Genomic DNA, 25,717 nt, shown 5'->3' on the forward strand with positions numbered 1-25,717 from the left:
AAGGGATTATGCCGGAGGTGTCTTGGGGCGGGGATAAATCGAGGGTGGAAAAATATTTTATGTACAAGAAATCAATGGGTTGCGCCGAAATTGTGTGCATCTATCTCCCACAGTTTTCAGCGGTTTCACCTACGGCAGTTCTGTACCGCAGCGGCTTCATCGATGTTCCGGCATGGATCCCCGGGTTCCTCCGCCGAACTTCGTTCGGCTCCGGCCCCGAGGATGACGAGCTTGTTATTTGCTGCCGTCGCAAACCGTCAACGCCAAACCGTCAACGCCAAGCGGCCAACGCCTGAGATTGACGACAAGCCCTAAATGCAATTCGTCATTCTCGACCTCGTGAGCGAGGAACGAGCGGAGAGTGTCGGGAATCCATGCCGGAACTGAGACGAGCTTCAACGGTACAGAATGCGCGTCAATATCGGGGCCGGGCCGTGCTTGACGATGCTGCGACCAATAGATCCCGGAGAACCTCCGCTTCGCTGCGGTTTTCGGGATGACGAACTGCATGTACCGCCTGCACTGATCGTTACCGATGGTGTTCTGAGCATCTTGGCACTGGTGACGATTGGCCGGCGAAGACAAATCCGTCGGACAAGATGAACATCACTCTTCCCCCACCCTTACCGTCCGCGCGCCAACATGCAGCGCCCTGCCCGCACCCAGCCCCATGATTGCGGCACCAAGGCCAAGCGCCACAAAGAGAAACGCGGCAGCATGAAAGCTGCCAGTCCAGCTTCGGATAAGGCCGACGAGCAATGGGCCGATTGCTGCCAGCACGTAGCCGACGCCTTGCGCCATGCCGGAAAGATGCGCGGCGACATGGGAATCGGGCGAACGCAGCACGATGACCATCATCGCAGCCGCAATCAGCCCGCCCTGCCCGATGCCTTGCAGCACCGCCCAGAACAGCACGGTGGAGGGCGGCGCAAACAGAAAGCCGAGCAGTGCAACGACCGAGGCCGCGACCAGCACGACGTTGATTCCGCGCTGGTCCCGGAAGCGGACGGCCAGCGATGGCACCGCTAGACATGTGACGACCTGCATCATCACCGAAAGCGAAACAATGCCGCCGGCAGTCGCCGCATCGAAGCCGCGTTCGCGCAGCATCGGCGCGAGCCAGCCGAACACGCAATAGGCCAGCGCCGATTGCAGCCCCATGAACAACGTGACCTGCCAGGCGAGCCGGTCGCGCCACAAGCCGACGACACGAAAGCCTGAATGGCTGGCCTGCGCCTTCCGCGCCAGCGCCTGCGGCGCAAAGATCAGCATCACGACCAGCGCCGGCACCGCCCAAGCGGCGAGCGCGCCCGACCATGAGCCAACGACATGCTCGATGGGCAGCGTCAGCCCCGCTGCACCCGCGGCGCCGCCGCAGAGCGCCATGGTGTAGAGCCCGGTCATGATCGCCGCGTGGCTGGAAAAATCGCGCTTCACCAGCCCCGGCAGCAGCACATTGCTGACGGCAATTGCAGCCCCAGCCAGGAAAGTGCCAGCAAACAGGACCGGTACCGCTTCCAGCCCGCGCAGGGCCGTTCCGATCGCCAGCAACAGCAGTGCGCCGAGCAGCACGCGCTCTGCGCCGAAGCACTGAGCAAGCTTGGGCGCAAAGGGCGCAAAGACTCCCAGGCAGAGGACCGGCAGCGTCGTCAGGATACTGGCGCCGACGGTCGACAGGCCGGTTTCCTGGATGACTTCCGGCAGCAGCACCGACAGGCTGGAAAACAACGGCCGCAGATTGAAGGCAATCAACACGAGGCTCGCGCCGAGCATTATCTGCGCCGCGCGGCTGTGAAGCTGCGGCGGTAGCGGACGCGGAATGCTGTCTTCTTCGGCATCAATGAGCTGGCTGTCAGCGGCATCCATCGCGGCGGGCTTGTCCTGCGCCTGCGGCCGGGGAAAGTTCTGGTTCATTGCGAAAGCAGCCGATCGAGTTCGAGAAGAACGGGCGCCATAAAGGTGCGGACGGCGGCGGCGGCAATGTCGGGATCGCCCGAGGCGACGCCATCGACAATGGCCTCATGCGCCTTGGCATCGGGCTCGGACACATCGCCGGCGAGCGTCGACTGGATCGTCTCGATAATCGCCGCAGAGAAGAAATCGTAGATCTCGACCATCGCCCGGTTGCCTGACGCGGCAACGACCGCCTTGTGAAAGGCGATGTCGCGGCGGGCAAAGGCCTCGCGCCCACCATCGGCAGGCGTACCGCGCTGCGCCAGCAACCGGCGCATCAGTGCGATATCGGCGGGCGTGTGGCGGATGGCGGCAAGCCGCGCCGCTTCGATGTCGAGTGCTGCCCGCGCCTCCCACTGGTCGCGCAGGCCAGCTCGCTTTACCCGGCTCAGCGTACCGGCGGTGTCGACGGCGGAACGCACATAGGTGCCGGAGCCTTGCCGGGTTTCGAGAAATCCTTGCGATACCAGCGCCCGCACCGCCTCGCGCACCGTGCCGCGGCTGACGGAGAGCATTTCGGTCAGCGTGGCTTCGTTGGGGATGCGCTCGCCGATGGCCCAGCGGCCATTGACGATTTCGAGCCGCACGCTTTCGGCGGCACTTTCGGTGAGATTGGTGCGGACGGCTGGTTGCATGGCAAGTATTCATCAAGTCATCGGATGACTTGATGAATACGCCTCTGGCCACCAGCCGTCAACTCGAACGGATTCAGGCAGGATTTTCCGATGGATAGGCGGTCAAACTGAATCAGTTTGTGAGAAGCCACAGCAATCGTTCTGGCTGTTTACACGAACGTCTCCGCTTCAGCGCAGCGTTTCGGCGAAGAATGTGGTCAGGTGTTGCCAATGACGCTCGGCACCCTTTTCGTTGTAAGCACCATTGTCGGGAACGCACCATCCATGGTCCGCGCCGATATAGTTTTCGATGATGTGATCGACGCCGGCCGTGCGCAGCGCCTCGGCAAGGCGGCCGGACTGCTCCGGCGGAAAGCTGCCATCGACGCCGGCGGTACCGACATAGACGCGTGCCTTGATACTGGCTGCATTGTTGTGCGGGCTATCGGGAGCGTCGCTTGCGAGCCGTCCGCCGTGAAAACTGGCTGCGGCGACAATGCGGCCGGGATAGGCTGCGGCGGCATTCAGCGCGCGGCCGCCGCCCATGCAGTAGCCGACGGCGCCGATCGGCCCGGTCGCGCCATTTTCCGACAAGGCTTCGAGAAACGCCGCCGTGTCGCGCTGCGTCATCTCCTGCGTGGTACCGCCGACCATGCCCATGAGTTCGGCGCGCAGTTTCTCGTCGCTGAAGGCTGTCCTGGCATCATAGGGACCGTAAGCGCCGAAACGGTAGAAGAGATCGGGTACCAGAACCGCATAGCCCTCGCCCGCTAGGCGCTCGGCCATTTCGTAAAGTGCTGCGCGCGGCCCGAAAGCGTCCATATAGAGGATGACGCCGGCCTTCGAAGTCGCTGAGGGCAGGATCAGAGCCGCCTTGGCGGTGCCGTCTTCGGTCTTGATCTCGATGTCGCGCATGGTCATTGGCTGCTCCTTTGCTCCGGTTCGATACATAGCCGTCTGCCCCCATAGGGCCAAGGCAGCGCCGGATTGCATCGTTCAATAATTCGTGCGGGGAGAAGGCGCCGCTCGCCTTGTATAGCCGCCCCATCTCTGGAACATGGCACGGCAAGATGAGGTCACACATGAAAAATCGACTGCTGCCGGCGCTGTTTTGCCCGGTAATCTCCGCCATTTTTCTTGCCGGCTGCACATCCTCCGAACCGCAGGATCTCGGCTATTCGCCTGCGGCTGCTTCGACATCGCAGATAAACGCCGCTTCCGAAAACCTCCCGGCTCCCAGCCTCGCGGCACCGTCACCCGCAAACGCGATGCCTGCGCCAGCAGCCGCACAGCCAGAAGATGCCAATTCGGTTGTCGGGTTTCCCAGCCCGCCGCCTTGCCCGGACCCGGACGGTTGCGCGCCGAAGCCCGTCGCCAGCGCCTGCCGCACGGTCGGCAATGTGACAACCTGCGACGCCCCTCGCGACCCCTCGGCCGACGACACGCGCTACACCAACTGACCGCGCGCCTCGCTCGGCTACAATCCGGCAAAAGCCTTCATGTGAAAGGCCTGCACCTCAGCCGCATAGCGATATTCCGTCCCATAGGGACAGGCGTTGCGGGCGATGCAGCCGGTATCGCGGCAAGGTGCGCCATTCGGCCCGCGCACATGCGACAGACATGTCTCATAGGCAAATCCATCGGCGGAATATGCTCCGACCGGACAGGAATTCAGGCAAGGTTTTCCGATACATGCGTCGCAAAGATGAATCGGATTCTCAGGCGCTTGAATCGGAATCTGATGATCGAACAGAAGCGCCCCGCGATAGGCGTGCCAGAGGCCGTATTCGGGATGCATGAGAATACCGAGCGGCGACGGTTTTAGTCCCTCAACCCGCATCGCCCATTGCTGGAACGGCAGAAACGGCCGGTCTGACGGCGAGACGGCCCGCGCGCCGAATTCCTCCGCCACCGCGCCGATGACCTCGCGCGACCATGTGTCGAGCGGGTTTTTCAGGTGGCGTGGTTGTTTCTCGTGCCAGCGCAGAAAATGCGGCCAGGGTGCTGAGCCTGCCTGCCCGATGAGGAGGACGGATTTCGCGGGGACATTCGAGAGACCGGTGGGCGCTTCCTCGCCAGCGCTGAAGTTGAAGCCGCCGCGCGGGATAAGGCCATGGGCAGTCAGGGCGGTGGAAATATCGGCAAGAGGGTTGCTCATGGCCACAGTCTAATCGGCGAATTTGGACCGCCTGCGCGAGCTTCAACGTTCAGGCATGGATCCCCGGGTTCTCCGATCTTCGCTTCGCTCAATCTCCGACCCGAGGATGACGAATTCCTTGACGTTCGCCGCAAATCGCAAACGCTGGTGACTAGCCGAAACGGTTCTCCCGTCGTCATCCTCGGGTCGCAGCACGAGCAAAGCGACGTGCGGAGAACCCGGGGATCCATGCCTGAGAATTGCGGCCGAATGAGACGGTCCAGAAAACAGCCGTCTAAAAGCACAAGCCTCACCCCTTGTCCGGTTCGGAGAAAGCGCTCCGCCAGACTTCCTTGTGAATGATGTTGGCGACTTTAGCCCCGCCTGAATCGGGCTCCTTTCAAGTGAAGGCGTCGGGCATCGATTCCTTCTTCTTGGCAATGAAATCGATCAGCCCGTCGTCGATGCCCTGGTCGAGCGCCGGCGCTTCGTAGGTTTCGAGCCAGCGCCGCGCGAGGTCGTTGGCGCGCTGCGGCGCGGTCTTCTGGCCCTCGGCCAGCCACTGCTCGTAGGAATTGTTGTCGGCGATCGAGGAACGGTAGAACGCCGTCTGGAAATTCGCCTGGGTATGGTCGCAGCCGAGATAATGGCTGCCCGGACCAACCTGGCGGATCGCATCCATCGCCTGGCCGTTTTCCGACAGATCGACGCCGTCGGCGAATTTTTGGCTCATGCCGAGCTGGTCGATGTCCATCATGAACTTCTCGTAGCAGGAGGCGAGACCGCCTTCGAGCCAGCCGGCCGCATGCAGGACGAAATTGGTGCCGGCAAGCAGCGTCGAGTTCAGCGTGTTGGCGCTTTCATAGGCCGCCTGTGCATCGGGAACCTTGGAGGCGCAGAGCGAGCCGCCGGTGCGGAACGGCAGGCCGAGACGGCGGGCGAGCTGTGCTGCGCCATAAGACACCAGTGACGGCTCCGGCGTGCCAAAGGTCGGCGCGCCCGACTGCATCGAGATGGACGAGGCAAAGGTGCCGAACAGCACCGGCGCGCCGGGGCGGATAAGCTGGGTAAACGATGCGCCAGCCAGTACCTCGGCCAGAACCTGCGTCAGTGTGCCGGCCACCGTCACCGGGCTCATCGCGCCAGCGAGAATGAACGGCGTGACGATGCAGGCCTGGTTGTTGCGGGCATAGACTTTTAGCGCGCCGAGCATGGTTTCGTCGAAGACCATCGGCGAATTGGCGTTGATCAGGCTGGTCAGCACCGTGTTCTGGTCGACGAAATCGTCGCCGAAAACGATCTTGGCCATCGCGATCGTGTCTTCGGCGCGCTCCGGCGCGGTGACAGAGCCCATGAATGGCTTGTCGGAATATTTGATGTGGCTGTAGATCATGTCGAGATGGCGCTTGTTGACCGGCACATCGACCGGCTCGCACACCGTGCCGCCTGAATGGTGGATCGATGGCGCCATATAGGCGAGTTTCACGAAATTGCGGAAATCCTCGATCGTCGCATAGCGCCGGTTGCCATCGAGGTCGCGCACGAAGGGCGGACCGTAGACCGGCGCGAAGACTGTCGCATTGCCACCGATCTGCACGGAACGTGCCGAATTGCGCGCATGCTGCGTGTACATCGAAGGCGCGGTCTTGAGCAGCGAACGCGGCAGGCCCTTGGGAAAGTGCACGCGTTCGCCTTTTACGTCCGCGCCGGCTTCCTTCCACAGCGCCAGCGCCTCGGCGTCGTCGCGGAATTCAATGCCGATTTCTTCCAGAACGGTGTCGGCATTCTTCTCGATCAGCGCGAGGCCCTCTTCATCAAGCACCTCGTAAACCTTGATCTTGCGGTTGATATAGGTCTGCTGCACGCCGGGGCCGCCGCCCGAACGCGCCGCGCGCCGCGCTGCCGCTCCGCCGCTGGCGCCGCGTCCGCGCCGTGCGTTGGAGGCTTCCTGCTCGGACAAGAGGTTATCTTCCATCGAAGTCATCCCTAGAAATCTGACATGGAGCGCTTTTTGCACCCTTGCTCCGGATCGTAGCCATGCCCCCTTAGCGAAACGGCCCGCCAGCGCCAAGACCTGTCGCAAAATCGACAAGAAAACCGATAAGTTGGCGGTCGCTTTCCTTTTGCAGGAAGTCGCAAATCAGCTATGGATTTGTACTGCTTGCGGGATAGGTATTGAAGCGAAATTGCGCGCCGCGCTGGATGGGTGCCTGCGGCCACGAGGAGCCTGAAAATGTCCGACGACGAAATCATCCTGTCCGAGCTTTCCGACGACGAACTCGTGCAGCAGATGCATGACGACCTTTACGATGGCCTCAAGGAGGAAATCGAGGAAGGCACCAACATCCTGCTCGAACGCGGCTGGGTGCCCTACAGGGTTCTGACCGAAGCGCTGGTCGAAGGCATGCGCATCGTCGGCGAAGATTTCCGCGACGGCATCCTGTTCGTGCCGGAAGTGCTTTTGTCGGCAAATGCCATGAAGGCCGGCATGTTCATCCTGCGCCCGCTTCTGGCCGCCACCGGCGCGCCCAAGCAGGGCAAGATGGTCATCGGCACGGTCAAGGGCGACATCCACGACATCGGCAAGAACCTGGTCGGCATGATGATGGAAGGCGCTGGCTTCGACGTGATCGACCTCGGCATCAACAATCCGGTCGAAAAGTATCTCGCGGCGATCGAAGAACATCAACCCGACATCATTGGCATGTCGGCCCTGCTGACCACGACCATGCCCTATATGAAGGTCGTGATCGACACGATGAAGGAAAAGGGCATCCGCGACGACTATGTCGTGCTCGTCGGCGGCGCACCGCTCAACGAGGAATTTGGCAAAGCCGTCGGCGCCGACGCCTATTGCCGCGATGCGGCTGTGGCGGTCGAAACTGCCAAGGATTACATGAAGCGCAAGCACAACATCCGCGCTTCGGCCTAAATGAAAAAGGCCGCACTCAAAGGTGCGGCCATTTCCCTGCGACGGAAATCCGGATCGAGGATTATTCGACGGTATCCTCGACGGCATTTGCCGTTGACTTGACGTCCTTGCCGACGCCGCGAACTGTGTTGGCGCAGGCCGATACCGCCAGGGCGCAGGCCAGAATGGCCGCGAGCGATGCAATACGTGACAGTTTCATGGACTGTGTCTCCCTCGTTGACTAAATAAATAGCGTTCAGACGTTAGTACGCGATCGGAAACGGGTTTGAGCCTAAGTGGTTCCATGGCGACCGCATCGAAGCACGCAAAAACGCAAGACGGCAAGCTGCTGGTGATCGGCTGCGGCATGCTTGCGCGCGAAATACTCGCCGTAAAAGAGCAGCTTGGGCTCGACCATCTCGACCTGACATGCCTGCCCGCCGAATTCCACTACTATCCCGACCGGATTGCGCCGGCGCTCGACAAGGCGATCGTCAAGGCAAAGGCGGACGGCTACGGCCAGATCTTTGTCGGCTATGCCGATTGCGGCAGCGGCGGCATGGTCGACCGCATTTGCGAGAAGCATGGCGTCGAGCGCATGGACGGACCGCACTGTTTTGCTTTCTATCAGGGCATGGAGGCGTTTCGGGCGATCGAAGACGGCGACATGATGTCCTTCTACATGACCGACTTCCTGTGTCGGCAGTTCGATGCTTTCTTCATCAAGCCGCTCGGGCTGGACCGGCATCCGGAACTGATCGCCGACTATTTCGGCAATTACGAGAAGGTCGTCTATCTCGCCCAGACCAACGATCCTGCCTTGGACAAGGTGGCGGAGGATGCCGCCAAGCTGCTCGGTCTCGCCTATGAGCGCCGCTTCACCGGCTATGGCGACCTCTCATCCTCCCTTGCCAAGGCGGCTTTAATCACGGCTTGATCACGATGCTGCCGGAATCACCGGCTCCCTTCGGAAACAAGGAGCCGACGATGGCATTTCGCAAAGCGCTTTTTTCTCTCCTGCTGGTCCTGCCCGCCTCGCAGGCGCTTGCAACCGGCGAGATCGAAAGCCTGATCACTCCAGCTGACCGCGCCCGGTTGGAAAAATACGATGCCACCCGCACGGAAGCGATCGACGAGGCCAAGAAGGGTGGCGCAGCCGCAGATGTGGCGACGCTCGACGCAATCCTTGCCAAGCAGCCCGTTTCCTTCACCGATTTCGACATGACCGGCAACTGGCAGTGCCGCACCATCAAGGTCGGCGGCAACCTGCCGCTGGTCGTCTATGGCTGGTTCAAATGCCGCGTCACCGACGACGGCTCGGGCTGGACGCTGGAGAAGCTGAGCGGCTCGCAGCGCACCAAGGGCCGCTTCTTCACCGACAGCGACACCCGCCTCACCTATCTCGGCTCGTTCTTCGTCGCCGGCGACACGCCCAAGCGCTACCCGGCCAATCCCGACAGCGACCAGGCCGGCTATACATTCCGCACGGGACCGAGCGAATGGCGTATCGAATTTCCGGCACCACGCTTCGAATCCAAACTCGACATCCTCGAATTCAAGCGCTGAACTGCGGTTCACGGCGGCAAATTTGTCACTCCGGTTAAGCCGGCGGTAAGCTGACCGTGCGATTGTCCCGCGGGCCTTTGCCGCCTTGGCATGGGCCTGCAGAAATCACCGTGACCGAATAGAATGACAGCCCAGGCAGACAACAAATCGATCGTCATGGTGACCGAGGGTGGTCCTCACATCTGGGCGATCATCAATGCCGTGGCGAACGCCTTCGGGCCCATCACGGTCATTCTCGAAACACCGGAATCGAAGGCCGCACTCCTCAAGCGCCGGGCGCGCAAGCAGGGCTGGATTTCGGTCGGCGGCCAGGTCGCGACGATGATCGTCAATCGGCTGGGCAAGCGTTTCTTTTCCGGACATGCCGATCGCCTGATTGCCGACGCAAAGCTCGAAACCGAGCCCCGCCCAGGGCAGAAGATCATCCATGTTCCGTCGGCCAATTCGCCGGAATTTCTCGCCGCGATCGCGGAAATCGAGCCGGCCGTGGTTTTCCTCGCCGGCTGCCGGCTTCTGTCGAAGAAGACGCTCGCTGCGATAAAATGCCCGGTGCTGAACTACCATGCAGCGATCAACCCGAAATATCGCGGCATGAACGGCGCCTATTGGGCGCTGGCCACGGGTGACGGAGAAAATTTCGGCTCCACGGTGCATATTGTCGACGAAGGCGTCGACACCGGCGACGTGCTGTATCAAGTGCGCGGCAAGCCCGGCCCCGGCGACAATCTAATGTCCTATGCGCTGCGGCTCGCCTCGCTTTCGCGCGAAATCTGCGTGCAGGCGGTCGGCGATGCGCTCGCTGGGCGTCTGAAACCGGTCGATACCGGCCTGCCTTCGATGCAGTGGTATCATCCGCCGATCTGGACTTATCTCTGGAACGGCATCCGGCGCGGCGTCTGGTAATCGTCGCCCCTTATATCTCCTTTTCGCTCTGTTTCTTTGCGACATCGCTATGCGTCGCTTTTGAATGCGCGCGCGTCGTCCCATAACAAGCAGCACCCCAACGGTTGCGGCAATGCTGAATGCCAAGAGGAAAGCGAGATTTCAATGGCCGATTTGATTATCGTCTACTGGCGCGACATCCCCGCCCAGGTCATCGTCAAGAAGGGTCGCACCAACGCAAAGCGCGAATTGCCATTGCGTTTCACCGAGGCCATCGACATGGCCGCGATGCGGTCGGGTGCTGCCGAAACCGACGCCTATCTCGCCGAATGGCGCAAGGCGGACCCTCTGCCGGTCGGCGACGATCTTGAAGCCGAGGCGGACAAGGCCGTTGCCACGATTGACAGCGACTACACCCGCGAGCGGCTCGTAGCTTTGGCGAAAGCAGGCGGGACAGAAGAAAATGTCTGAAAACCAGCCGGCGGTTACCCAGGCCACATTGGTCAAGAAGGCAGCGCCGAAAAGCGACTACAAGCCCGCCGACGTGTCGCCACAGCGGCGCGTCCAGCGCTCCTATGCGATAAGGCTGTGGTCGATCCGCCATTCGCGGCTGCTCGAATGGTTTTATGCCCGCTTCGCCGACACGTTCCTGCTGCTCCATCCCCTGTGGAAGGGCATCGGCTACGGCCGCGTCGAAGCGCCGGTGAAGTTCATCGAGAAGCGCGCGAAAGGCTTCATGTTCGACTGCCGCATGTGCGGCCAGTGCATCCTGTCCTCCACCGGCATGTCGTGCCCGATGAACTGCCCCAAGCAGTTGCGCAACGGCCCCTGCGGCGGTGTGCGCGCCAACGGCAATTGCGAGGTCGAGCCGGACATGCCCTGCGTCTGGGTCAAGGCCTGGGAAGGCTCGCGCAACATGGTCAATGGGGATGCCATCCTGAACGTGCAGAAGCCGGTCGACCAGTCGCTTCGCGAAACCTCGGCCTGGCTGCGCGTTACCGCTCAGGCCGCCATGGCGCGCGAAGCGGCCAAGACCCCGGGAGCCTCGGCATGAACCCGCCGCGCCCGCCACAAATCGACGAGAACCCGGCCGGCATCGACCTGCCGCTCGACCGCCTGCCCGGCCATTCCTCGCGTGGCCGGCTGGAACGCGTGCTGCGCCGCGGCGAGTTCGCGGTAACGACCGAACTCAACCCCCCTGACAGCGCCGACCCGGAAGACGTCTACAACCGCGCGAAGATTTTCGACGGCTGGGTCGACGCCATCAATGCCGTCGATGCTTCGGGCGCCAACTGCCATATGTCGTCGGTCGGCATCTGCGCGCTGCTGACGCGCATGGGCTATGCCCCGATCATGCAGATCGCCTGCCGCGACAAGAACCGCATCGCCATTCAGGGCGATGTGCTCGGCGGAGCCGCCATGGGCGTCGCCAACATGCTCTGCCTCACTGGCGACGGCGTGCAGGCCGGCGACCAGCCGGGCGCCAAGCCCGTCTTCGACCTCGACTCGATGTCGCTGCTGGAAACCATCCGCATCATGCGCGACAACGGAAAATTCCTGTCGGGCCGCAAGCTGTCCACGCCGCCGCAGCTTTTCCTGGGTGCTGCGGTCAATCCCTTCGCGCCGCCTTTCGATTTCCGGCCAATCCACCTCGGCAAGAAGATCGCCGCCGGCGCGCAGTTCGTGCAGACGCAATATTGCTTCGACGTGCCGATGTTCCGAACCTTCATGGAGCGCGCCCGCGATCTTGGCCTGACCGACAAGGTTTTCGTCCTGTGCGGCGTCGGGCCGCTGGCCTCAGCCAAGACCGCCAAGTGGATCCGCTCCAACGTGCCGGGCATCCATATTCCTGATTCCATCATTGCGCGGCTGGAAGGCGCGCAGGACCAGAAGAAGGAAGGCAAGCAGCTTGCCATCGATATCATCAACGAGGTGAAGGAAATCCCCGGCGTTTCAGGCATCCATGTGATGGCCTATCGCCAGGAGGAATATGTCGCCGAGATCGTCGACGAATCGGGCGTGCTGAAGGGCCGCCAGCCGTGGAAGCGCGAAGTGCGCCGCGACGACCAGCTTGTCGCCGATCGGCTCGACCACCTGCTGCATGACAACGTGACCGAAACCCAGGTGGACATGGTAAAGACCGCCCACTGAGCGCCTGCTTGATCGAAACGAGAAACGATATAAAGAAGTCTTTATATCCTTACGGAGAAGTTCATGACCCGCACGATCGTCGCCTCGGCGACCCGAGAAATCATCATCGGCTTCGACCAGCCCTTCTGCGTGATCGGCGAACGCATCAACCCGACCGGCCGCAAGAAATTGGCCGCCGAGATGATCGCCGGCAATTTCGAGACGGTGATCAAGGATGCGCTCGAACAGGCCGCCTGCGGTGCCACCATGCTCGACGTCAATGCCGGCGTGACAGCGGTTGACCCGAACGCGACGGAGCCGGCACTGTTGGTGCAGACGCTGGAGATCGTGCAGGGCCTGGTCGACCTGCCGCTTTCCATCGACAGCTCGGTTTCGGCTGCGATCGAGGCCGCGCTGAAGGTCGCCAAGGGCCGCCCGCTGGTCAATTCCGTCACCGGTGAGGAAGAAAAGCTCGAAGCGATCCTGCCACTGATCAAGAAATACAATGTCCCGGTCGTCGCCATCTCCAACGACGAGACCGGCATCTCCATGGACCCCGACGTGCGTTTCGCCGTTGCCAAGAAGATCGTCGAGCGCTGCGCTGATTTCGGCATTCCGGCACATGACGTGGTGGTCGACCCGCTGGTCATGCCGATCGGCGCGCTGGGCGATGCCGGCCGCCAGGTTTTTGCGCTGCTGCGCCGCCTGCGTGAGGAACTCAAGGTCAACACCACCTGCGGCCTTTCCAACATCTCCTTCGGCCTGCCGCACCGCCACGGCATCAATGCCGGCTTCATCCCGATGGTCATCGGCGCCGGCATGACCAGCGCCATCATGAACCCGGTGCGGCCGCAGGAAATGGAAGCCGTGCGCGCCGCCAACGTGCTCAACGGCACCGACGCCAACTGCACCAACTGGATCAAGACATACAAGGACTACAAGCCGGCCGAGGGCGGCCAAGCGGTTGCGGCTCCGACAGCAGTCAACGCGCCGGGCGAAGGCACCGCCAATGGCGGGCGGCGGCGCGGCGGGCGTGAAGCTCGGATGGCGCGGGGTTAGAGTAGAAATAGACGAACGCGGTCAGCAAGGGCTGGCCGGAAAGCAGCATACCATGAACTCTCCCGCCAACATCACCGATCCGCTCGTGCTGTTCATGCCGTCGGGCAAGCGCGGGCGGTTTCCGGTCGGCACGCCGATCCTTGATGCCGCGCGCACGCTCGGCGTCTATGTCGAGAGCGTGTGCGGCGGGCGGGCGACGTGCGGGCGCTGCCAGATCGAGGTGCAGGAAGGCAATTTCGCCAAGCATAAGATCGTCTCATCCAACGACCACATCTCGCCCAAGGGCGCCAAGGAGCAGCGCTATGAAAAGGTGCGCGGCCTTCCCGAAGGCCGCCGCCTCTCCTGCTCGGCCACCGTCCAGGGCGATCTCGTCATCGACGTACCGCAGGACACCGTCATCAACGCGCAGGTGGTGCGCAAGGCTGCCAGCGACCGCGTCATCGAGCGCAATGCGGCGGTGCAGATGTGCTATGTCGAGGTCGACGAGCCCGACATGCACAAGCCGCTTGGCGACCTCGACCGGCTGAAGGTGATGCTGGAAAAGGACTGGGGCTGGAAGGATCTGCTGATCGCCCCTCATTTGATCCCGCAGGTTCAGGGCATTTTGCGCAAGGGCAATTGGGGCGTCACCGCTGCCATCCACCGCGATATGGATTCGTCGCGGCCCTTTATCATCGGGCTTTTCCCCGGCCTGAAGAACGAGGCCTATGGCATCGCCTGCGACATCGGCTCGACCACCATCGCCATGCATTTGGTGTCGCTGCTGTCGGGCCGCATCGTCGCGTCCTCCGGCACGTCGAACCCGCAGATCCGCTTCGGCGAAGATCTGATGAGCCGTGTTTCCTATGTGATGATGAACCCGGACGGGCGCGAGGCGATGACCAAGGCCGTACGCGAGGCCGTCAACACGCTGATCGGCAAGGTCTGCGAGGAAGGCGGCGTCGACCGTCACGACATCTTCGACTGCGTCTTCGTCGCCAACCCGATCATGCACCATCTGTTCCTCGGCATCGACCCGACCGAACTCGGCCAGGCGCCGTTCGCGCTCGCCGTGTCGGGCGCGCTGCAATTCTGGGCGCATGAGATCGACATCGACGTCAATCGCGGCGCGCGGCTCTACACGCTGCCTTGCATCGCCGGCCATGTCGGCGCAGATGCTGCCGGCGCGACACTGTCGGAAGGCCCGTACCGCCAGGACAAGATGATGCTGCTGGTCGATGTCGGCACCAATGCCGAGATCATCCTTGGCAACCGTCAGCGCGTGGTTGCCGCCTCCTCGCCGACCGGCCCGGCCTTCGAAGGTGCGGAGATTTCGTCCGGCCAGCGCGCCGCCCCCGGCGCGATCGAGCGCGTGCGCATAGACCCGCTGACGCTGGAGCCGAAATACCGCGTCATCGGTGTCGAACAATGGTCCGACGAAGAAGGCTTCGAGGAAGCCTCCTGGGCAACCGGTGTGACGGGCATCTGCGGCTCGGCGATCATCGAGGTCGTCGCCGAAATGTACCTGGCGGGCATCATCTCGGAAGACGGCGTGGTCGACGGCTCGCTCGCCGCGACCTCCCCGCGTATCATCCAGAACGGCCGCACCTTCTCCTATCTGCTGCGCGAAGGCCGTCAGGGCGAACCGCGCCTGACGGTAACGCAGAATGACGTCCGCGCTATCCAGCTTGCCAAGGCTGCTCTCTATGCCGGCGTGAAGCTCTTGATGGAAAAACAGGGCGTGGAAACCGTCGACACGATCCGCTTCGCCGGCGCCTTCGGCTCCTTCATCGACCCGAAATACGCGATGGTGCTCGGCCTGATCCCCGATTGCGACCTCGACGAAGTGAAGGCGGTCGGCAACGCAGCCGGCACCGGCGCGCTGATGGCGCTGCTCAACCGCAACCACCGCCGCGAGATCGAAAAGGAAGTAGGCCTGATCGAGAAGATCGAAACAGCGCTGGAACCGAATTTCCAGCAGCTTTTCATCGACGCGATGGCGCTGCCCAACAAGGTCGATCCGTTTCCGAAACTGTCGGCCGCAGTCAAACTGCCGCCACGCAAGACGGTGAGCGAGGATGGTATCGCGGGTGACACAACCCCGCGCCGACGCTCACGCGAAGAACGTGCGGCGCGGCGCAACCGGGATTAGCTGTTAGAGACTGTTTTGATAACTCGCCCTGCCGAGGCAAATGGCGTGGTTTTCGAGAACCGGAGCGGAGCGTACTTAAAGTACGTGAGCACCGGAAGCGCAGAAAACTGCGTCAGATGACCGGCAGGGTAGAGTTAGCGAGCAGTCTCTCAGAACTTGCCGGTTTCGCGGAATAGTTCAAAGGCGGAGCGGATATGGTCGGCGACGGCGCGCACTGGTGCGCTGGCATCAGATGCCACCACCATAGCCAGGCTGTAGGTGCCGATATCCGGCATGCCGTCCTTTGAGCTGAGTTCCATCAGATCGCCGCCTATGAAGGAGCGCGGCAGCGGTGCCACGGCCAGATCGGCGAGGATCGCAGCGCGCTGGCCCGCCGTATGGGCGCTCATATAGGCGACGCGGTAGTTGCGCCCTTCCCGGCCAAGCGCTTCAACCGCGCCTGCCCGCCAGGCACAGCCTTCTTCCCACAATGATACCGGCAATGGCTCGCGCAGATGCGCACATCCGCCCTTTGCGCCAGCCCAGACGATCGGCTCGGTCAAAAGCACTTCGGCGCCAGCCATGTTCGTTTTGTAGGAATTAGTGATGAGCGTGATGTCGAGGGTGCGGTCATCCATGCGCCGCCACAAATGCTTGCTTTGGTCGATCGTCACGTCGACAGCGATCGACGGATGCGACTGGGCAAAGCGCTTCAGCACATGCGGCAGGATGCGTTCGCCGTAGTCGTCCGGTGAACCGAGGCGCACGACACCGACGATATCGGGAATGATGAACTTCGACACCGCCTCGCGGTTGATCGACAGGAGCCGCCGCGCATAGCCGAGCAGGACTTCGCCGTCATTGGTCAATGTCACCGACCGCGCGTCGCGCGAGAAAACCGAGCGCCCGAGCACGTCTTCAAGCTTCTTGATCTGCATCGAAACGGCAGAAGGCGTGCGGAAGACGGCATTGGCCGCGGTGGTGAAACTGCCCGTCTCGGCAATCGCCACGAATGTGCGCAACACATCAAGATCAAGCACCGGCAGCGGATGATTGAGTGGGGCTGTCATCGCTCTAACCCTTCAATTTTTCTGATCCAAGGCATCATTTCATTTCGTTTGATTGAACATCACAACAGGAGGATAGTCAAGACCGTGAAGAGAGGCCGACGGGTACAGACACCAGGATCGACCTCGAGATGCGAAGGCCCACAGCGATATCTTTTCCGTGGTGCAACCGAGAGGAGAATGAAATGTCTATTTTGTCGTCGATCGGCCGCTTTGCCGCCGAATACTCTGCCGCCCGCAACCGCTATCTGACGGAGCGCCAGGTTCGCTCGCTTCCTTTCGAAATCCAGAAGGATATCGGCTGGCCGGATAGTTACACGCGGCGCGACGTTACTCGCTCGTCACTTGGGGCGTGGGCCGGAAGCAAGTAATCATGCATAGCCAGAACATGGCCTGCCGGACCCTCTTAAAGAAGACCGGCAGGCTTTTTCTTTGCCTTGGGCTTGCCACAAAGTAGACATGGCAGCCATGCGCCGCACGCATGACGCATATGAAGCAGTCGCATAGCCGGTTAATTTCATAGTTAAATACCTGTATTTGCTTATTTTATCGGCATCCCACGCACAAAAACGTCGCAAATGATGTCGCTTTTCGCATCAAGTAGTTCGTTTTCTCCACTTAACTTCCGCAACAGACCATCTATATGAGCGGCATCAAACGAGCTGCCCCACTCCATCAAGCGAAGGCACCCCGTGTAACCACTACGCATGGAGAAGTGTCATGAAGTTTTTTTCCCGTTTCCTGAAGGGCAGCCGCCGCGAAATGAACCTGACGACTGCGCTTGAGCGCCAGCGTCTCGACAGGACGATGCCTGGCCAGTCCGGCGCCGTTGCCGCCGCCCGCCTCGGCTTCCTGATCCGCTAATTAGAATATCTCTGGCTCTGGATACAGGGCCCGACTTCCAGCAGCCGCGCCGGCCAAAACAGGCCGCGCGGCTTTTTCTTTGGAAGCATCAGCCTTACGTAAGGTGATGCAAACAAGTCGATGTCGCAAATTTAGTTTTCGGCGAGCCCTCTACCCCATTGACAGCAATGGTTTTTCCTGATGACGCTTTGCTGTTCGCGACATCAGGTTCGTGCCATCTTCGGTCTGCGTGAGGGTTCCTTGAACGCCGTAAAACATCCGATCAAACGGTCGCTTGTCTTCTTCCTCGTGCCTGATTTCACGATGATTGCCTTCGCGACAGCGCTCGATCCGCTACGCTCGGCCAACCGTATGCTCGGCTACGAGGCCTATAAGTGGCGGCTTGCCAGCATCGACGGAAAGCCCGTCAGCGCCTCGAACGGCGTGCAGTGCGCGGTCAACACCTCGCTGGAGGAAGAGCGCAAGAAGATGGCCGGCCCCGACCGCCCCTCCATGGTGGTGGTGTGCAGCGGCATCAATGTCGAAAGATACCAGAACAAGTCGGCCTTCGCCTGGCTGCGCGAGGAGTACAATCGCGGCGTCGCCATCGGCGGCCTGTGCACCGGCGCGCATGTGTTGGCGGCGGCGGGGCTGTTGTCCAACAAGCGCTGCGCAATTCACTGGGAAAACCTGCCCGGCTTTTCGGAAGCCTTCCCCAAGGCCAATGTCTTTGCCGACCTTTTTGAGGTCGATCAGAACATCTACACCTGCGCCGGCGGCACTGCCGCGCTCGACATGATGCTGAAGCTGATCGGCGACGATTTCGACGACAATCTCGTCAACCGCGTCTGCGAGCAGGTGCTGACCGACCGCGTGCGCAGCCCGACGGACCGCCAGCGCCTTCCGCTGCGCGCGCGCCTCGGCGTCCAGAACTCCAAGGTGCTGACCATCATCGAGCTGATGGAGGCCAACCTTGCCGAGCCGCTGTCGCTGATCGAGATCGCCGATCATGTCGGCCTGTCACGCCGCCAGATCGAGCGCCTTTTCCGCACCGAAATGGGCCGCTCGCCGGCGCGCTACTATCTCGAGATCAGGCTCGACCGCGCGCGGCACCTGCTGATCCAGTCGTCGATGCCGGTGGTGGAAGTGGCGGTCGCCTGCGGCTTCGTCTCGGCCTCGCATTTTTCGAAATGCTACCGCGAGCTTTACGCGCGCTCGCCCCAGCAGGAACGCGTCGACCGTAAGCAGCTGCTGGCTGCCTGAGGTCGAACAGCGCCGCGCACTCGCTAACCGTCGCAGTAGCATTCGGCAGATGAGATCTCGTCGTTCCAGTCGCCAACATGGCGATCGTTGCGGCGGAACTCCTGCGACCTGCCGCCCATGCGGGTATCTTCGTACACCACCAGCGAACAGCCGCGCGCGACGCGAATCGACGAAACGCGGTCGTTCCAGAATTGGCCGCTGCGAAAGCTGACCGCCTGATCCGGCTGCATCCGCAACGCGCGCCCGCTATAATTGCTGTCCTCATACATCACGCATGCGACGTCGCGATATTCGTTATAGTACTGGGCGCTGGCACTGCCGACCATCACCACCGAGGCGAACGCCGCAATAGCTGCAACACGTTTCATGATTCTCATTTCCCTCTCAGGCTGTGTCCCCAAAACTTAGAGATGCGATCCTCGTGGCCAAACTTTGGCAGCGAGTCGCGGAGGATGAACACCGCCAGTCTACCGGCTTTCCCACATCCAGGAACGGTCGCGCCACAGCTTTTCGCCGACCATGCAGTCATACGGTGCTGTGGCCTGCGCCAGCACGACCGGAAGCCCCTGCTCCACCTCGGCGCGCCATGGCTGAGACCACGGGCCGGCCAATTCCAGCACCAGCTTGCGGCGGATCGCTTCCGGGAACTGTTCCCAGTCATTGACCGGGATCATGAAGGCCCCCGGCCCGCCAATGACGCAGTCACTGTAGTATTTGTCGAGTTCGGCGACGTCATAGGCGCTGGCGAGCCCGCCATTGGTCATCAAGGGCAGGCCGTTGATGGTTATGCCCTGCCGGACAAGCGCATCGCGAATGCCCTGCACGGGCGCGCCCTGGTTGTTCGGCCCGTCGCCGGAAACGTCGATGACGCGTTTCATGCTGGTAAAACCGCTTTCTGCGAAAAGGTCGCCACCGAATTCCAGCGCACCCGAAATAGAGGTTCTGCGGGCGCTGTTGGGTGGACTGGCCGAAAGCTGTGCAGCGACCCGTTCGGCATCCTCGCGGCTTGCGATGACAGTCCACGGTACGATGACATGCTGGGTCGTAGCGCCTGCCCATTCGAAAAAGGTCACCGCGATCTTGCCATGAACGCCATCGGCAATCGCCTGCAGCACATCGTTGTGGGTAAGTGCCGCGGCATAGCCGTGGCGCTGGATTTCAAGCTCGTCGGGCGACATCGACAGCGAGACATCGACCGCGAGCACCAGTTCGATATCGACCTGTTCGGCGGCAAAACCCTGTGGCGCGAAGAGAAGTGTCAGCGCAAGGGCTGCGCCGCCTGCAAGAACATGTCTGATGCGAAGCAAACGAGACATGCATCGAAGGTACGCGAAAATCTGCGGTTGAAAAGAAAGCCCGGTTTTTTGCCGGGCCTTTTCCATTCACATTTTCGCGATTGCTTGAATCGAATTTCGCAAGAAGCCGCCTGCTTAAGGATCGTACATCCGTTGCCGCCCGCGGTCTCCCTGCCAGAGTTTTTCGCCGATCAGGCAGTCATATGGCGGCTTGGCTTGCGCAAGTATGACAGGCACTTTCTCCTCGTGCGACCGTGGCGGTCGACTGGCCAGCTCCAGCAGAAGTTTGCGGCGGATTGCCTCCGGAAACTGCTCCCAGCCATTGACCGGCATGACGAATGAGCCAGGCCCGCCAATCACGCACTCGCTGTAATAAGTGTCGAGTTCCTCGACCTCATAGGGTAGCAATTCCGTTCCTGCCGCCATCACCGGCAGGCCATTGATGGCGATCTTCTGCTGAACGACGGCATCCCGCGCCGCATCCGCCGGGCGTCCCTCATTGTTCGGCCCGTCGCCGGAAATGTCGATGACGCGCTTGAAGCTCTGGAAGCCGCTCTCGGCAAACAGATCGGCGGCGAAATGCAGCGCGCCCGAAATCGAGGTTCGCCGCGACTGGCGTGGCGGCACGGCGGAAATGCGCTGCGCGACCCGTTCGGCGTCCTCGCGGCTGGCGATCACAGTCCAGGGCACGATGACATGCTGCGAAGTGCTGCCCGCCCACTCGAAATAGGTGAGCGCGATTTTGCCATGCGCGCCGTCGGCAATCGCCTCCAGAACGCGCGGGTCCGTCAGCGCCGTCGCATAGCCACGACGCTGGATCTCCATCTCGTCGGGCGACATCGACAGCGACACGTCAACGGCCAGCACCAGCTCGATATCAACCTGTTCGGCGGCCAAACCTTGTGGCGCGCAAAGAAACGTCAGCGCAACAGCTGCACTGGCTGCAAGGACATGTCTGATGCGTGGCAAACGAGACATGAATTGCAAGGTACATGAAAACCAACGGTTGAGAAGACCGGAGGATGTTCGTCTTAGTAATGAGAGTCGGCGCTGCCCCTCACCCTTACCCTCTCCCCGTGAAGAACGGGGAGAGGGAGGCGTCATCGTTGGAGCTTCCTCCTTCTCCCCGTCACTATACGGGGAGAAGGTCGCGGCAGCGGGATGAGGGGCAGCACCAACCTATACCGGTCAGCGCCCTACTCTCGCGATACCACCAAGCACCCTCAGCTCCGCGGCTTGAGGTTCTCCGGGTCATACAGCGGCTTGTAGCCAACGGCGGCCACTTCGACCGGATAGGTCTCGCCAAAGTATTCGACAGCGAGCTTGCGGCCTTCCTGGCAATAGGCGTGCGGCAGGTAGGCGAGCGCGATGTTCTTGCCGATGGTGGGGCCGTAAGCGATGGAAGTCGTGTAGGAGCGGCGGCCGAGGTCGTCGACCAGCACTGCGCCGGTGTCCGCATCCATGACCGGCATGCTGCCGACGGGATAGCGCTTCACGCCCTTGCTGTCGGTGTTCTCCGTCATGACGAGCGTGCACAGCATGGCGGGCTGGTGCTCGCGCGCCTTGTATTCCAGATGCTTGGCCTTGCCGCGGAAATCCGCTTCCTTGACCTTCGGGCGGGCAAGATCGGCCTCGATCAGGTTGTACTGGGTCAGGAGATCGCCGTTCTGCAGGCGCAGGCTTTTTTCCATGCGGCGCGAATTCGCGTAAGTCTCGACGCCGAAGGCCATGACGCCCGTCGCGCGCAGTGCATCCCAGACAGCAAGGCCGTCCTCGTACTTCATGTGAAGTTCCCAGCCCTGCTCGCCGACATAGGAGATGCGGAAGGCGGTGACTGGCCTGCCGGCGATCTCGATCGGCTTGATCGCGGCGAAGGCGAAGTTTTCGATATCGAGCCCGGCAGGGTCGGCGACCACCTTTTTCAGCGTGTCGCGGGCATTCGGTCCCCAGATGCCGATGGTGATGAACTTTTCCGAGACGTCGGTGATGGTGACGTCGAGGCCACGATCTTCGGCAACGCGCTTCATGTAGTGGAAGTCGCGCGGGCCAGCATCCGCACCGTTGACGAGGCGGCAGCGGTCGGCCATGCGGAAGACGGTGAAGTCGGCGCGCACCATGCCCTCGTCGTCGAGGAAGTGGGTGTAGACGCCCTTGCCGATATTGCCGTCACCGCCGATCTTGGCGGCGCAGAGCCATTCGAGCAGCTCGACATGGTCCGGCCCTTCGATATCCACCATATGGAAGTGCGAGAGGTTGACGATGCCGCAATCCTCGCTCATCGCCAGATGCTCGGCGTTGGAAACCCGCCAGAAGTGGCGGTTGTCCCATTCGTTCTCGCGCACCGGCACGCGGTTGCCGTATTTTTCCAGAAGGTGCTCATTGGCCTTGTAGCCATGCGCACGTTCCCAGCCGCCGAGTTCCATGAAATAGCCGCCAAGCTCGACCTCGCGCTCGTAGAAGGGCGAACGCTTGACGTTGCGGCCGGTGCCGTAGGGCTCGCGGGTGTGCACGGCCGGGAAGTAAATCTTCTGGGCAGCCTCGTAGGTGCGACCCTCGATGAATTTTTCCTCGAGCTGGTGCGGATAGAAGCGCGCGTAGTCGATTGAGTTGTGGTCGATCTCGGTACGACCGTCCGTCATCCAGTCGGCGATCAGCTTGCCGTAGCCGGGACCGTCCTTCACCCAGATGGCGACGCAGTACCACAGGCCACGCACCTTCTGGCTCTCGCCGCAGGAGGCGCCGCCCGCGGCGGAAACCTGAAGCAAGCCGTTGAAGGAGTGGCTTTCATTGTAACCGAGTTCGCCGAGGATCGGCGTCAGTTCCATGGCCTTTTCGAGCGGCTCGAGGATCTGCTCCATGTCGAGGTCGCGCTGCGAGGGCGAAAGACGCGCCTGATGCTTCTCGAGAATGTCGCGCGGATGGCAAAGCCGTGGATTGGTGGTCTCGTAGTAGCCCCACTCGATCTGGCCGCCTTCGGTGGTCTTCGGGTCGCCGGTATCGCGCATATAGGCGGAGTTGCCCTGGTCGCGCAGCAGCGGATAGCCGATCTCCTTGCCCGTCCCTTCGAACTCGTTGTACGGACCAAAGAAGGTCAGCGGATGGTCGACCGGCATCACCGGCAGGTCCTCGCCGACCATTTCGGCGATCAGGCGACCCCAGATGCCGGCGCAGACGATAACATGATCCGCCATGATCGTGCCCCGGTGCGTGACGACGCCCTTGATGCGGCCATTCTCGACGAGGAGCGAGGTCGCCGGCGTGTTGCCGAATACCTTGAGCTTGCCGGATTTTTCGGCGGTATCAACCAGCTTGCCGGCAACCGTCTGCGAGCGTGGGATGACGAGGCCGGCATCGGGATCGAACATGCCGCCCATGACCTGATCTTCCTCGATCAGCGGGAACATCTTCTTGATTTCAGCCGGAGAAACATAGTGCGCGCGGGTGCCGAAAGCCTTGGCGGAGGAAAGCTTGCGCTTGATCTCTTCCATCCAGGTATCGTCGCCTGTGCGCGCGACTTCCAGGCCGCCGATGCGGGCGTAGTGGCCCATCTTCTCGTAGAAATCGATGGAATACTGCGTGGTCCAGACCGAAAGATAGTCGTGGCTGGTCGTGTAGCAGAAGTCGGAAGCATGCGCCGTTGAGCCGATGTCTGTCGGGATGCCGGACTTGTCGATGCCGACGATATCGTCCCATCCGCGCTCGATCAGGTGATGGGCGATCGAGGCGCCGACGATCCCGCCCAACCCGATGATGACGACCTTCGCCTTTGCCGGAAACCCTGCCATCGCCCGCGACTCCAAAGTGGTAATGCGGCGAGACTATAGGGCGATGCGGGCGCGTGATTGCAGCCTGTTTGCGACATTCCAAAAAAGCCGAGCGACGGGCAGCCTCCGCAACCTATTAAGCGAATGCCCAGACGTCCTCGGCGTAGATGCCGACGTGGTAGCCGGCGGTCTTGAGCTTGACGACGACATTGCCGATTTCTGCCGCCGGCAGCGCACCGATCTCCACCTTGATCATGCCCGGACGATAGCGCTCGAGGTCGAGCTGATCGAAGACGATCCAGTCGGCGCCCTCGCAATCGACGAGGAAAGCGTCGATATGCTCGACCTGATTGCGGTCGAGGACGGATTGCAGCGTGTCGGAGGGAACCTCAATGTCCCTCAGATAGGGCGCGAATTTCTTGAAATCGATATCCGCTTCGCCCCAGGCGTTCTTGCCCGACATCAGGTTGGTGTCGGTGATGGAGGAGCAGCCGATGAACTCGATCGGCAGCGTGCCGGCTTCCAGGGCTGCCGCATCGAAAGTCTTCACCGTTATCGAGCCGGGTTTTCGGGTGATTGCCAGCGGCTCGATCCTGAAGCGTTCCGTATCGGGATAGTTCTTGCGCAGGCGCTGCTGGTTGTAGGGGATCGGCTCGACAAGCACGGCACGAGCATTCGGAATGCGATGCAGCCACGGCGTCACGTCGTCGAACAACGCGCCGTCGCAGGCCCCGACATTGACCATCTGAAACGGGCGTCCGCGCCCGAAGCGGGCATTGAGTGCCGCCCATGCGAGAAACCGGGTGCCCCTGAGCGGGGCACCGCGATTGAGGATGCCGACAGGAACGCCCAGCGCCAAAACGACGCGAACGAATTCCATGAAGACCGAGGCTTCGGCTCCGTCCATGATCAGGCCTTTCCAGGTGCGATATCGAAACGCGGCTTCCACATGACGACGAGCAGCATCGCCATGCCTGCGAGGAATACGAAGTAAAAACGGTCGTCGGGCAGCGGGAAGCTGGCGAACTTGCCGAGCGTGCCGATGGCCAGCGCAAACATCAGCGCGTTCTCGCGGCCCGTTCCGGTCCTGCCCGCGCGCCACAGCAGCGCCCAGCCAGCCAGTATGGCCAGGAAAAGCGGCGGCCAGTCATTATCGATGAGCGCCACCGTCACCCCACGCGCATAGCCCCTGACGAAGGCGGCCAGCGAGAAATCCGGATGGAAATTCGCCATCGAGTTCTGGATCTCGACGCAGGAGAAATAGAAATGCGCCCACCAGCCCGGATGCCCGCCGAATTTCGCGATGAGCATGCAGGCTGCGAAGGAGGCAACGAAAGTGACCGCTATCGGCAGGATGCGCCAGCCGAAGGCTATCGCCGTCAGGAGCAGCGCGAAAATGAGGATGATGTTGTCGGGCCGTACGAACACAGACAGGAACAACAGCAGGCAGGCGGCTATGTCCTGTTTCCTGGCAAGCAGGTAGATGGCCCCCATCGAAACCACCGCCAGAAGCATGTCCGGCGTCACCGCCGTCGTCATGTGAAAGAGGTCGGCAACGACCAGCAGAGGTGCAAGGAAGATTGCACCTTGCAACGCGTTCTCCTGCCTGAGCCATAGCAGGCAGATGAGCCCGACGCCGAGCAGCGGCAGGACGGACGACAGGATGGCCGCCGTCACGATACCGGTGACCGGTCCCAGAACGCGCAATAGTTCGATGTAGCCTATCTTCACGCGGTACATGGAAAGCTGCGATTCGAAATCGGCAGGATTCTCCCACTGATGACGATTGTAGGGGTTGCCGTATTGCAGATTGTAGAGCTGCGACTCGCGCGCGCCTTCGCCGATCGCTTTCCAGGTTTCGGCGTGGAGTTGTTCGGGGCTTTCGGTGCGGTTTTCGAGCGCGGTCGCGACATAGGCAACCATGTCCCAGTTATAGTCGGGCCGCACCCAGGTATAGGCGCCGACGAACAGGAACGTGGCGAGAAAGAAGACAGCAGCAATCCGGTCGAGCAGCGTCCGGTTCGACGCTGCACGCCCGAGCGCTTCGGCAGCCCCGGTCCCCATCGCCCAATCAATGGCTGTGCCTTGCGACTGTGCCATGCCCTGCCCCTACCCTGATTGCG

The 25,717-nt window shown here is 61.7% G+C and carries 27 protein-coding genes; 14 read left to right on the top strand and 13 right to left on the bottom strand.

Translation table 11 applies throughout. The features are described 5' to 3' along the window. Nucleotides 1-296: hypothetical protein (locus G6N74_RS30480; protein WP_205826570.1), on the top strand; the 296-nt coding region annotated here is incomplete at its 5' end. Between the two features lie 310 nt (nucleotides 297-606). Here G6N74_RS30480 and G6N74_RS06840 read toward each other — a convergent pair. The 3 genes from G6N74_RS06840 to G6N74_RS06850 all read right to left on the bottom strand — a co-directional run bounded on the left by G6N74_RS06840 (nucleotide 607) and on the right by G6N74_RS06850 (nucleotide 3,488). Further along, nucleotides 607-1,914: a CynX/NimT family MFS transporter gene (locus tag G6N74_RS06840; RefSeq protein WP_165115727.1), complete on the bottom strand. Its 1,308-nt coding sequence runs from the start codon at nucleotides 1,912-1,914 to the stop codon at nucleotides 607-609. After that, nucleotides 1,911-2,588 carry a FadR/GntR family transcriptional regulator gene (locus tag G6N74_RS06845; RefSeq protein WP_165115729.1) on the bottom strand — a complete coding sequence of 226 codons (678 nt, stop codon included), beginning with the start codon at nucleotides 2,586-2,588 and terminating at the stop codon, nucleotides 1,911-1,913. The genes G6N74_RS06840 and G6N74_RS06845 overlap by 4 nt, the downstream gene beginning before the upstream one ends. 168 nt (nucleotides 2,589-2,756) lie before the next feature. Continuing rightward, nucleotides 2,757-3,488, bottom strand: coding sequence for a dienelactone hydrolase family protein (locus tag G6N74_RS06850; protein WP_165115731.1), 732 nt, complete (start codon nucleotides 3,486-3,488; stop codon nucleotides 2,757-2,759). A gap of 161 nt (nucleotides 3,489-3,649) precedes the next feature. Here G6N74_RS06850 and G6N74_RS06855 point away from each other — a divergent pair, with 161 nt between their 5' ends. After that, nucleotides 3,650-4,027, top strand: a complete 378-nt coding sequence (locus G6N74_RS06855; protein WP_165115732.1) for a hypothetical protein — start codon at nucleotides 3,650-3,652, stop codon at nucleotides 4,025-4,027. 17 nt (nucleotides 4,028-4,044) lie between these two features. Here the strand turns inward: G6N74_RS06855 and G6N74_RS06860 are convergent, their stop codons facing one another. Then, entirely contained in the window at nucleotides 4,045-4,725 is a 681-nt protein-coding gene (locus G6N74_RS06860; protein WP_165115734.1) for a 4Fe-4S dicluster domain-containing protein, read from the bottom strand. A 379-nt stretch (nucleotides 4,726-5,104) separates the two neighbouring features. Further along, nucleotides 5,105-6,679: a trimethylamine methyltransferase family protein gene (locus G6N74_RS06865; RefSeq protein WP_091915109.1), complete on the bottom strand. Its 1,575-nt coding sequence runs from the start codon at nucleotides 6,677-6,679 to the stop codon at nucleotides 5,105-5,107. A 258-nt stretch (nucleotides 6,680-6,937) separates the two neighbouring features. Between G6N74_RS06865 and G6N74_RS06870 the strand changes: the two genes are divergently transcribed. Then, a complete protein-coding gene (locus G6N74_RS06870) occupies nucleotides 6,938-7,636 on the top strand; it encodes a cobalamin B12-binding domain-containing protein (protein WP_165115736.1) in 699 nt (232 codons plus the stop codon). Nucleotides 7,637-7,697: 61 nt separating this feature from the next. On the opposite strand, the gene G6N74_RS06875 is transcribed toward G6N74_RS06870, so the two are convergent. Next, the gene (locus tag G6N74_RS06875; RefSeq protein WP_091915040.1) at nucleotides 7,698-7,835 is read right to left on the bottom strand and encodes an entericidin A/B family lipoprotein; all 138 of its coding nucleotides are present in this window, start codon (nucleotides 7,833-7,835) and stop codon (nucleotides 7,698-7,700) included. 84 nt (nucleotides 7,836-7,919) lie between these two features. Between G6N74_RS06875 and G6N74_RS06880 the strand changes: the two genes are divergently transcribed. The 8 genes from G6N74_RS06880 to G6N74_RS06915 all read left to right on the top strand — a co-directional run bounded on the left by G6N74_RS06880 (nucleotide 7,920) and on the right by G6N74_RS06915 (nucleotide 15,383). After that, nucleotides 7,920-8,552 carry a DUF1638 domain-containing protein gene (locus G6N74_RS06880; RefSeq protein ID WP_165115738.1) on the top strand — a complete coding sequence of 211 codons (633 nt, stop codon included), beginning with the start codon at nucleotides 7,920-7,922 and terminating at the stop codon, nucleotides 8,550-8,552. 50 nt (nucleotides 8,553-8,602) lie between these two features. Then, entirely contained in the window at nucleotides 8,603-9,181 is a 579-nt protein-coding gene (locus tag G6N74_RS06885; protein ID WP_165115740.1) for a DUF4893 domain-containing protein, read from the top strand. Nucleotides 9,182-9,304: 123 nt separating this feature from the next. Next, complete coding sequence (locus G6N74_RS06890) at nucleotides 9,305-10,084, top strand: formyl transferase (protein WP_165115742.1); 780 nt, start codon at nucleotides 9,305-9,307, stop codon at nucleotides 10,082-10,084. 144 nt (nucleotides 10,085-10,228) lie between these two features. Beyond that, on the top strand, nucleotides 10,229-10,534 hold the full coding sequence (locus tag G6N74_RS06895; protein WP_165115744.1) for a virulence factor: 306 nt from the start codon (nucleotides 10,229-10,231) through the stop codon (nucleotides 10,532-10,534). Next, the gene (locus G6N74_RS06900) at nucleotides 10,527-11,117 is read left to right on the top strand and encodes a methylenetetrahydrofolate reductase C-terminal domain-containing protein (RefSeq protein WP_165115746.1); all 591 of its coding nucleotides are present in this window, start codon (nucleotides 10,527-10,529) and stop codon (nucleotides 11,115-11,117) included. Before G6N74_RS06895 ends, G6N74_RS06900 begins: the two co-directional genes overlap by 8 nt. Further along, nucleotides 11,114-12,214: a methylenetetrahydrofolate reductase gene (locus G6N74_RS06905; protein ID WP_165115748.1), complete on the top strand. Its 1,101-nt coding sequence runs from the start codon at nucleotides 11,114-11,116 to the stop codon at nucleotides 12,212-12,214. The genes G6N74_RS06900 and G6N74_RS06905 overlap by 4 nt, the downstream gene beginning before the upstream one ends. Nucleotides 12,215-12,277: 63 nt before the next feature. Then, entirely contained in the window at nucleotides 12,278-13,252 is a 975-nt protein-coding gene (locus G6N74_RS06910; RefSeq protein WP_165115750.1) for a methyltetrahydrofolate cobalamin methyltransferase, read from the top strand. Nucleotides 13,253-13,304: 52 nt separating this feature from the next. Further along, nucleotides 13,305-15,383 carry an ASKHA domain-containing protein gene (locus G6N74_RS06915; RefSeq protein WP_165115752.1) on the top strand — a complete coding sequence of 693 codons (2,079 nt, stop codon included), beginning with the start codon at nucleotides 13,305-13,307 and terminating at the stop codon, nucleotides 15,381-15,383. Between the two features lie 149 nt (nucleotides 15,384-15,532). Here the strand turns inward: G6N74_RS06915 and G6N74_RS06920 are convergent, their stop codons facing one another. Continuing rightward, nucleotides 15,533-16,432, bottom strand: coding sequence for a LysR substrate-binding domain-containing protein (locus tag G6N74_RS06920; RefSeq protein WP_165115754.1), 900 nt, complete (start codon nucleotides 16,430-16,432; stop codon nucleotides 15,533-15,535). Nucleotides 16,433-16,614: 182 nt separating this feature from the next. Between G6N74_RS06920 and G6N74_RS06925 the strand changes: the two genes are divergently transcribed. The 3 genes from G6N74_RS06925 (at nucleotide 16,615) to G6N74_RS06935 (ending at nucleotide 18,535) form a co-directional block, all read left to right on the top strand. Next, nucleotides 16,615-16,800 (top strand): hypothetical protein, encoded by a 186-nt coding sequence (locus G6N74_RS06925; RefSeq protein WP_165115756.1) that lies wholly within the window; start codon nucleotides 16,615-16,617, stop codon nucleotides 16,798-16,800. Between the two features lie 349 nt (nucleotides 16,801-17,149). Beyond that, nucleotides 17,150-17,293: a hypothetical protein gene (locus G6N74_RS06930; protein ID WP_091915021.1), complete on the top strand. Its 144-nt coding sequence runs from the start codon at nucleotides 17,150-17,152 to the stop codon at nucleotides 17,291-17,293. A 303-nt stretch (nucleotides 17,294-17,596) separates the two neighbouring features. Further along, complete coding sequence (locus tag G6N74_RS06935; RefSeq protein WP_376767693.1) at nucleotides 17,597-18,535, top strand: GlxA family transcriptional regulator; 939 nt, start codon at nucleotides 17,597-17,599, stop codon at nucleotides 18,533-18,535. A gap of 23 nt (nucleotides 18,536-18,558) precedes the next feature. On the opposite strand, the gene G6N74_RS06940 is transcribed toward G6N74_RS06935, so the two are convergent. The 6 genes from G6N74_RS06940 to G6N74_RS06965 all read right to left on the bottom strand — a co-directional run bounded on the left by G6N74_RS06940 (nucleotide 18,559) and on the right by G6N74_RS06965 (nucleotide 25,694). Continuing rightward, complete coding sequence (locus tag G6N74_RS06940) at nucleotides 18,559-18,903, bottom strand: peptidase inhibitor family I36 protein (protein ID WP_165115760.1); 345 nt, start codon at nucleotides 18,901-18,903, stop codon at nucleotides 18,559-18,561. 99 nt (nucleotides 18,904-19,002) lie between these two features. Then, nucleotides 19,003-19,851, bottom strand: coding sequence for a DUF1194 domain-containing protein (locus tag G6N74_RS06945; protein ID WP_165115762.1), 849 nt, complete (start codon nucleotides 19,849-19,851; stop codon nucleotides 19,003-19,005). Nucleotides 19,852-19,965: 114 nt separating this feature from the next. After that, a complete protein-coding gene (locus tag G6N74_RS06950) occupies nucleotides 19,966-20,808 on the bottom strand; it encodes a DUF1194 domain-containing protein (RefSeq protein ID WP_165115764.1) in 843 nt (280 codons plus the stop codon). Between the two features lie 245 nt (nucleotides 20,809-21,053). Further along, nucleotides 21,054-23,615, bottom strand: coding sequence for a GcvT family protein (locus G6N74_RS06955; protein WP_165115766.1), 2,562 nt, complete (start codon nucleotides 23,613-23,615; stop codon nucleotides 21,054-21,056). A 115-nt stretch (nucleotides 23,616-23,730) separates the two neighbouring features. After that, the gene (locus tag G6N74_RS06960; protein ID WP_246245674.1) at nucleotides 23,731-24,501 is read right to left on the bottom strand and encodes an FkbM family methyltransferase; all 771 of its coding nucleotides are present in this window, start codon (nucleotides 24,499-24,501) and stop codon (nucleotides 23,731-23,733) included. A 2-nt stretch (nucleotides 24,502-24,503) separates the two neighbouring features. Beyond that, complete coding sequence (locus G6N74_RS06965) at nucleotides 24,504-25,694, bottom strand: hypothetical protein (protein ID WP_165115768.1); 1,191 nt, start codon at nucleotides 25,692-25,694, stop codon at nucleotides 24,504-24,506. Between the last annotated feature and the right edge of the window lie 23 nt (nucleotides 25,695-25,717).

It is taken from the genome of Mesorhizobium zhangyense, assembly GCF_011045115.1.
GTDB lineage: Bacteria > Pseudomonadota > Alphaproteobacteria > Rhizobiales > Rhizobiaceae > Mesorhizobium_M > Mesorhizobium_M zhangyense.

Excerpts from the sequence above, each read along its gene's own strand:
- G6N74_RS06840 (WP_165115727.1), bottom strand. The coding sequence starts at position 1,914 with ATGAACCAGAACTTTCCCCGGCCGCAGGCGCAGGACAAGCCCGCCGCG.
- G6N74_RS06845 (WP_165115729.1), bottom strand. The coding sequence starts at position 2,588 with ATGCAACCAGCCGTCCGCACCAATCTCACCGAAAGTGCCGCCGAAAGC.
- G6N74_RS06850 (WP_165115731.1), bottom strand. The coding sequence starts at position 3,488 with ATGACCATGCGCGACATCGAGATCAAGACCGAAGACGGCACCGCCAAG.
- G6N74_RS06855 (WP_165115732.1), top strand. The coding sequence starts at position 3,650 with ATGAAAAATCGACTGCTGCCGGCGCTGTTTTGCCCGGTAATCTCCGCC.
- G6N74_RS06860 (WP_165115734.1), bottom strand. The coding sequence starts at position 4,725 with ATGAGCAACCCTCTTGCCGATATTTCCACCGCCCTGACTGCCCATGGC.
- G6N74_RS06865 (WP_091915109.1), bottom strand. The coding sequence starts at position 6,679 with ATGGAAGATAACCTCTTGTCCGAGCAGGAAGCCTCCAACGCACGGCGC.
- G6N74_RS06870 (WP_165115736.1), top strand. The coding sequence starts at position 6,938 with ATGTCCGACGACGAAATCATCCTGTCCGAGCTTTCCGACGACGAACTC.
- G6N74_RS06875 (WP_091915040.1), bottom strand. The coding sequence starts at position 7,835 with ATGAAACTGTCACGTATTGCATCGCTCGCGGCCATTCTGGCCTGCGCC.
- G6N74_RS06880 (WP_165115738.1), top strand. The coding sequence starts at position 7,920 with ATGGCGACCGCATCGAAGCACGCAAAAACGCAAGACGGCAAGCTGCTG.
- G6N74_RS06885 (WP_165115740.1), top strand. The coding sequence starts at position 8,603 with ATGGCATTTCGCAAAGCGCTTTTTTCTCTCCTGCTGGTCCTGCCCGCC.
- G6N74_RS06890 (WP_165115742.1), top strand. The coding sequence starts at position 9,305 with ATGACAGCCCAGGCAGACAACAAATCGATCGTCATGGTGACCGAGGGT.
- G6N74_RS06895 (WP_165115744.1), top strand. The coding sequence starts at position 10,229 with ATGGCCGATTTGATTATCGTCTACTGGCGCGACATCCCCGCCCAGGTC.
- G6N74_RS06900 (WP_165115746.1), top strand. The coding sequence starts at position 10,527 with ATGTCTGAAAACCAGCCGGCGGTTACCCAGGCCACATTGGTCAAGAAG.
- G6N74_RS06905 (WP_165115748.1), top strand. The coding sequence starts at position 11,114 with ATGAACCCGCCGCGCCCGCCACAAATCGACGAGAACCCGGCCGGCATC.
- G6N74_RS06910 (WP_165115750.1), top strand. The coding sequence starts at position 12,278 with ATGACCCGCACGATCGTCGCCTCGGCGACCCGAGAAATCATCATCGGC.
- G6N74_RS06915 (WP_165115752.1), top strand. The coding sequence starts at position 13,305 with ATGAACTCTCCCGCCAACATCACCGATCCGCTCGTGCTGTTCATGCCG.
- G6N74_RS06920 (WP_165115754.1), bottom strand. The coding sequence starts at position 16,432 with ATGACAGCCCCACTCAATCATCCGCTGCCGGTGCTTGATCTTGATGTG.
- G6N74_RS06925 (WP_165115756.1), top strand. The coding sequence starts at position 16,615 with ATGTCTATTTTGTCGTCGATCGGCCGCTTTGCCGCCGAATACTCTGCC.
- G6N74_RS06930 (WP_091915021.1), top strand. The coding sequence starts at position 17,150 with ATGAAGTTTTTTTCCCGTTTCCTGAAGGGCAGCCGCCGCGAAATGAAC.
- G6N74_RS06935 (WP_376767693.1), top strand. The coding sequence starts at position 17,597 with ATGATTGCCTTCGCGACAGCGCTCGATCCGCTACGCTCGGCCAACCGT.
- G6N74_RS06940 (WP_165115760.1), bottom strand. The coding sequence starts at position 18,903 with ATGAAACGTGTTGCAGCTATTGCGGCGTTCGCCTCGGTGGTGATGGTC.
- G6N74_RS06945 (WP_165115762.1), bottom strand. The coding sequence starts at position 19,851 with ATGTCTCGTTTGCTTCGCATCAGACATGTTCTTGCAGGCGGCGCAGCC.
- G6N74_RS06950 (WP_165115764.1), bottom strand. The coding sequence starts at position 20,808 with ATGTCTCGTTTGCCACGCATCAGACATGTCCTTGCAGCCAGTGCAGCT.
- G6N74_RS06955 (WP_165115766.1), bottom strand. The coding sequence starts at position 23,615 with ATGGCAGGGTTTCCGGCAAAGGCGAAGGTCGTCATCATCGGGTTGGGC.
- G6N74_RS06960 (WP_246245674.1), bottom strand. The coding sequence starts at position 24,501 with ATGGACGGAGCCGAAGCCTCGGTCTTCATGGAATTCGTTCGCGTCGTT.
- G6N74_RS06965 (WP_165115768.1), bottom strand. The coding sequence starts at position 25,694 with ATGGCACAGTCGCAAGGCACAGCCATTGATTGGGCGATGGGGACCGGG.